The sequence below is a fragment of the Microbacterium sp. K36 genome (assembly GCF_004794355.1).
GTDB classification, from domain to species: domain Bacteria; phylum Actinomycetota; class Actinomycetes; order Actinomycetales; family Microbacteriaceae; genus Microbacterium; species Microbacterium paraoxydans_D.
Genome location: NZ_SSDN01000024.1, coordinates 1 through 6,663, shown reverse-complemented (window position 1 = coordinate 6,663; position 6,663 = coordinate 1). Strand labels below are relative to the sequence as shown.

Here is a 6,663-nt window from a genome sequence, read left to right as displayed (position 1 = left end):
GGGGGAAGCCGTTGAAGGCGGTGTTCGCCGCGAGGAGCAGCACGCCTCCGAAGCAGACGTCGCGGCCGCGGTGACCGCGAGATCCGCACGAGCGAGCTCGGCGCCCTCGGTGTCCGTCGCGACGAGCGCATGGGCACCCGCGGGCGTGGCCGCCGGGATGAGGACGGTCGCGACCGCGCTGCCGTCCGCGGCGATCGTCACCTCGCCCACGCGGACCGGCTCCGAGTGGAGCCAGAGCTGCACGACCGCCTCGGGGTCGAAGCCGCGGAGCTGCACGCGGACGGAGTCGCCTGCCGCCGCGGTGCCGACCGACGGGGTGAGGACCGCTTTCTTCGCCGGCTTCGCCTTCTTGACCGTGAGGGCGGCGCCGGCCACCTCCGCGCCGGAGGCGTCCTTGACGAGGAAGCGGTGCTTCCCGACCGTCGCATCCGCGGGGATGAGCACGCGAGTGGTCAGGGCGCCGCGCGCATCGACCGTCGCGTCCGCGAGCCGCACGCCGTCCAGCCAGAACGAGACGGCGGCGCCGGGCGCGAAGCCCGAGAGCACGGCCTCGACCGTCTCCCCCGCACGCACGGAATCGGCGCCGAGCGTCAGGGCCGGATCGGTCTCCGGAGCGCAGGCCCCGAGGTCGTCCTCGGGTCGCGTCTCCGGGGCGTGCCCGGCCTGCGGGGCGCTGGTGCCGTACACCGCCATCTCCGCCACGGCCGCGAACGGCGTGCCCGAGATCGACGAGGTCGCCGTCACCCGCACGTATCGCGCGGTGGTCGCGGCGAAGTCGACGTCCTGCCACTCCGCGATGTTCTTCCACTCACCCGCCGCCACGTCGGTGAAGGACTGTCCGTCGGTGGAGACCGCGACCTGGAAGCCTTTGATGGGGCCGTTCTGGTTCGCGCCGCGCCGCAGGTAGGAGATGCCGTCGACCGTCTCCGCGGAACCGAGGTCGAACGTGAGCACGTGCGGATACCCGGGGGCGTCGCTGCTCCAGCGGCTGTGCCAGAACGTCCCGGCGTTGCCGTCGAGCATGTTCGCCGCCGTGCCGTCCTCACCCGCGGTCTCCTCGGAGCTCGCGGTCGCGGTGATCTGCGCGTTCGGGATGCGGGCACGGGAGGCCACAGCCGCCTCCTGCGCGGTCTGCACGGTCCGCACGTCGCAGTCGACGAGATAGGTGGCCGCGATACCGATGCTGACGGCGGAACCCGCGGCCGACGCCGGTGCCGTCAGCAGCCAGTCCGTCGTCACGCTCTCGCCGGGGGCGACCTTCGCGAACAGGTTCGACGACCCGTCTGCGACCTCGACGGTGTAGCCCTCCGGGAGGTCGAGCTGCACGCCGACGTTCTCCGCCAGGATGTCCTCGCTGTTGGTGAAGGTCGTGGTGAACGGGGTCTGCGCCCCGGGGCTCAGGGTCACGGCCTCGCCGGAGACCGTGGCGCACGGCGTGCCACCCTCCGTCGGACCGAGGTCGGTGACCGTGAAGTCGTCGAGGACGAAGTCGACGTCCGGGCCGCCGACGCGCTCCAGACCGACCCACGTGTAGTCGCCGCACCCCACGATCACGTCCTCCTGGAACGCCGTGGTCTCCAGGGCCTGCACGACGGGGGTGCGACGCAGGGTCGTCGAGGAGATCTCCCCGTCGAGCACGGCGTCGGTGCCGGTCAGCCAGCGGTAGGCCCCGCTCGCGCCGGCCTGGTAGTCGAACCCGATGCGGTAGGTATGCCCGGCCTGCAGCGGCACCAGCGTGGGATCGGTCCGGTAGACGACGCCGGAGTTCTCGGAGTGGGACATCAGCGAGTGCTCACCCGTGAGGGTGGAGTCCACCGCCAGGCCCGCGAGGGCTCCGCTGTCGAACGGCTTGGCCGTGTTGCGCCAGTCGCTCGTCGTGTACGGGTCGTGCCGCCGCGAGATGCTCGTGCGGGGGTCGTCGATGCCGTTGGCGTCGCCCTTCACGAACGGGCCCCACCCGGGCTGATTGCCCTCGAAGTCGTTCGAGTACACGGTGCCGGACGCGGCGGGGGCCGTCGTATCCGCCATCACCCTGGCGTTGTCGATGCGCACCGTCGCGTCGCCGGCGACCGCCGAGACCGAGACCGTCACCTCGCCGGAGGCCGGGGCGACGAACGACACCGACCCGCGCTGGTAGTGCTGTCCGGCCTTGGAGTCGGCGCGCATGTAGTTGTACGTCGGGGACAGGTTCCAGGTGCGGCTCACGACGCCGCCCCCGGTGTCGACCGCGACGCTCACGTCGCGCGTCGCCGTCGGATCGATCTGCACCTGCGCGGAGAACGCGTAGCGCTTCCCGGGGGTGAGGCCGGTGACGGTCTGCGAGATCGCGGAGGGGGATGAGCCGAACACCGCGATGTTGTCGCCCCGCGAGGCGTTCTTCGCCGCGCCGAGGTCCGTGCGCTCGATGGTCACGTCGCCCCGGGGGTTCCAGCCGTTGAGCGCGCCCGAGTTGAACCCGGGATCGGTCAGGCCCGCGTCGCGGTACTCGATCGCCGCCCGCTGGGCTCCGCCCTGAGGCACGACGACGTAGGCCGTCCCCTTCTCACCGGACAGCGTCAGCTTGCCGTCGACCGCGGTGACGGTGCGCACCTTCTCGCGGCCCTGGTCGCCGAGCGCGAACACGTCGAAGGTCGTGTTCCCGCGGAAGGCGTCCGTGAGGCCGAAGGTCTTCTCGCCGCCGGAGGCCGTGAAGAAGTACATCTTGTCCGCGTCGACGGGCGAGCCCGACTCGGCGCTCGACTCCAGCGACTGCCACGGCAGCAGGTAGGAGTCGCCGCGGAGGACGGTCGCGCCGTCCATCGTGACGACCCGCGTGCCGCCGTCGATCCGGGCAGCCACGTCGTCGGTGAACGTCGCCTCGACCCCCGCGTCGTACGTCTGCAGGTCGAAGTGCTGCAGGAACTTCGTCGGCAGGCTCTGCGACCAGATGTTGCCGATGAAGCCGTCCCAGTTGCGGTTGCCCACCCAGCCCTCGGCATCGACGAGGCGCTGCTGGCCCAGCAGGACGTCGTCGTTCCAGACGTCCGCCTGCGCGTTCTGGATGAACCGCACCATGGTGGAGTTGATGCCCTTGTTGTCCTTGCCGCCGTAGGCGAGGTCGTTCGGCCAATGCGACCAGACCGTGCTGTCGACGAACTTGTCGCCCCACTCGGTCGCGACCTCGAGGTCCATGGCGTTCAGCTCGTCCGCGAGCTCCTCGGCCACCCAGCCGTTGGAGTAGTACACGTCGATGTAGACGCCGCTGAGCCCCGGCACCTCGTCCCGCAGCTGCTGGAAGCGGTCGAGCACGCGTCCGGTGCCGAGGTCGGTCTGCTGATTGATGTAGTACGACTGGTCGAGCCAGTTCCACCCGGGCTTGTAGGGCGGTGTGCCGTCGAGGATCGCCGCGTCGAACGCGTCCGCCTGCGGGTAGATCTCCGTGGCGTTGACGTGCACGCTCATGTCGGCGTTGAGCTTCGCCCCCTCGTCGACGAGGCGGTTGAGGTCGGCGAGGCCGCCCGCACGCTCGTTGTAGTTCCCGCCGTAGTCGGTGTTCGCGGAGTCGTGTCCCTCGCTGCCGAAGCCCTTGTTGAGCACCCACTGCCCGAGGCCGTCGGTCTGGTTCGCGATGCGCTTGGTGTTGTCGAGTACGAGGTCGAAGTAGTTCGTGGCGCTCGAGGCGAAGTTGAACGGGATGCGGCTGACCACGCGGTCGGCCACCCGGTCGGCACCGAGGCGCGGGGCGTCGACCTCGCGGTAGCGGATCGCGGCGTCCTGCCAGTCCACGGTCTCGTCGCCGTTGCGGTCGGCGGTGAGGAGCACCGTGACCTTCGGAAGGGCGTAGGTCGTCACCCGGCTGTCGACGGCGGTGGTCGGATGGATGAGCCAGGTGTTCGAGCCGATCTCGGCAGTCCGGCCGTCGGCCGCGGTCACCCGCGTCGTGAGCCGGGTGTTCCACGAGGCGGTGCCGCCGGAGGCCTGCGTCGTCGCGTTCGTGATCACGCTGCCGGCGAGGGTCCCGTCGCCGAGGAACGCGAAGGCCGCGCCCTTCGTCCCGGTGGCCGTCGCCGCTCCCACCGCGATGTGCTCATCGGCGTTCGTGGTGCTGTTCGGGCTGATCACGGTGCGATCGAGGACGGCGCCGTCCGCGGCCGTCGCGGAGAGGAACGCGTTGTCGGGGAGCGCCAGGGTGTTCACCGCAGCGGAGCCGTCGACTCCGGTGACGGCGAATTCCACCGTGCCGTTCGCCGCGACGCGGATGCTGCTGCGCACCGTGACGTCGATGCCGGTCAGGGTCGAGACGTAGTCGACGCCGCTCGCCGTCGCCGTGGAGGTGGTGGTCGACGCATAGGCGGTGCCGTTGACCGCCCAGGTGCGCGGGGAGCTCTTCTGCCCGCCGAGGCGGTCATCGCCCACGCGGTAGCCGAGGATCTGCGGGAACACGGAGGAGACGATGGCCGTGGTGCCGCCCGCGGCGATCTCGACGGCGTCCCCGGTCTCCGGCTGCTCCGGCGTCTCCGGCTCGGTCACGATCGGCGGGAGCTCCTCGTCGGAGAGCACCTGGATCTCACCGGCGCCGCCGCCCGTGGTGCCCTGCGCGTCGATGACGAGCAGCGCGACGTAGCGGCCGTCCTTCGCGGTCTCCAGCGTGATGCGCTGCTTCTCGTCGTTCGCGGTGGGCGCGTGCAGTGTCGCGGCCGCGACGGCGGCGCCCCATCCCCCGTCCGCGGGAGACGTCCGCGCAGCGTCGGCGTCGTCCGTGACGTAGACCTCGACGGTCTTGGCCGCGACGCTCTGCCCGCGCTTGACCGAGTAGTCCAGCGCCTTCACCGAGAGGGACCGCTGCAGGTCGAGGGCGATCCAGTGCGGGAAGGGCGCGTTGGACGAGTACCGCGACGTCCACTGCGTCGCATAGTCGCCGTCGAAGGCGCCGAGAGCCGTGCCGTCGAGCGAGGGCGGCGCCGGATACGGATCCGATTCGCTGGACACCGCGTGCAACCGGTACTCCGTCTGCGGGACGGGGAGGAGATCGGCGGCCTGTGCAGCGGTCGCGGGGAGGAGCGCTCCGCCGAGCGCGAGAGCCGTCGCCAGCAGGGAGCTGATGGCGACGGCGGTGCGCGGCGGTCGGGAAGATGTCGACACGTCTTGCCTCTCGAACGGTGCGACGGCCGGAGGAAAGGACGCCCCGATGCGCCGCAGGTGGATCATCGATCGGAACCGATGTTTGCGCTATCACCGTAGAGCGAGGGTGTGGCTTAAGACAAGAGTCGAGCGCGAAGTATGCGCAAACATTGGCCGAAGGTCATCACCCGCGGCCCATGTGCGGCTCAGGAGCCGATGAACTCCTCGGTCTCCCCGAAGGACGGCGCCTCCCGGATCTCCACCGTCGCCCCGAGGCCGTCGGTGTCGAGCACCACGATCTCGTTGCGCCCGGCACGCCACAGCGGCGCGGGGGCGTAGAGCGTCTCCTGCGGACCCACGCTCCAGTAACGTCCGAGCAGGAATCCGTTCAGCCACACCATGCCCTTGCCGCCACCGGGGAAGGCGAGCCACGCGTCCAGCGGTTCAGCGATATCGAACCCGGCGACGGCGAGGCCGTCCTTTCCGCCCGACCCGGCGGCGTCCACTGCCGGTACCGTCTGCGGCAGGAGGCGATGCGTCCAGCCGTTCACGAGGCGGCGGCCGATCATCACCCCGCGCATGATGCCCTTGCCCTCGCCGGTGTACGGCCCGTAGTTGATGCGTCCGAGGCTCTCGACGACGAGCGTCAGCCGACCGGAGCCTCCGTCCACGGGGAGAGCGAGAGACGTCTCGCCGTCCCGTTCGAGCACACCGAGGCGGCGGTCGTCGAGGAAGACGACCGCGCGATCGTGCAGGCCGTCGATGGTCAGTGTCGCCTCGTCGGGGAACGACACGTCGGCCTCATAGGCGACGACGCCGTCCTCCGCCCCGAGCTGCTCGAAGGTCAGCGGGCGCGGCGAGTGGGCGCCCGCGGCAGGGGTCGCCCGGACCACGTCGAGCAGGCTCGCCCGCCGCTCCAGAGGCGCGGAGGACGCAGGCTGCCGCCGCGGCTGGTCGGGCACCGGCGGCAGCTCCTCCGCGTGGAAGGGGGCGAAGAGCGCGCGAAGCGCATGGAACTTCTCCCCGAGCGTGCCGTCCTCGCCGATCGGGGCGTCGGAGTCGTAGCTGGTCACCGTGGGCTGCAACACGAGGTCGTGATTCGCGCCGTTCCACAGGCCGAAGTTGGTGCCCCCGTGCGCCATGTAGAGGCTGACCGAGCCGCCCTCGTCGAGGAGCTCGCGGATCGTCCCGCCCATGCTGTCCGCCGAGCGCACGTGGTGCCGCTCGCCCCAGTGATCGAACCAGCCGCCCCAGAGCTCGCTGCACATGAGCGCCTCCCCGTGCCGACGCAGGGAGGCCGCCACCGGCACCCCGGTGCCGAACGTGAACGTCGTCATCGCGCCCGGGACGCTCCCGTGCGCGATCATGTCCGGGGTGATCCCGTCCGCCGTCGTCAGCATCTCCACCATGCCCCGTCGCCGGAGCCCGTCACGCAGGTGGGCGAGGTAGGCGGCGTCGCTGCCGAACGATCCGTACTCGTTCTCGATCTGGATCGCCACGATCGGCCCGCCGTACGCCGCCTGCAGGGGCACGAGCCGCGGGAGCAGCGCGTCGTACCAGGCG

General features: G+C 71.0%; 2 protein-coding genes. Both read right to left on the bottom strand.

Annotation, left to right across the window (positions count from 1 at the left end):
* Positions 1 to 5,121: endo-alpha-N-acetylgalactosaminidase family protein (locus DW296_RS00960; protein WP_136050702.1), on the bottom strand; the 5,121-nt coding region annotated here is incomplete at its 3' end.
* 185 nt (positions 5,122 to 5,306) lie between these two features.
* Positions 5,307 to 6,663 (bottom strand): beta-galactosidase (locus tag DW296_RS00955; RefSeq protein WP_136050701.1); only part of this gene is annotated, 1,357 nt, incomplete at its 5' end.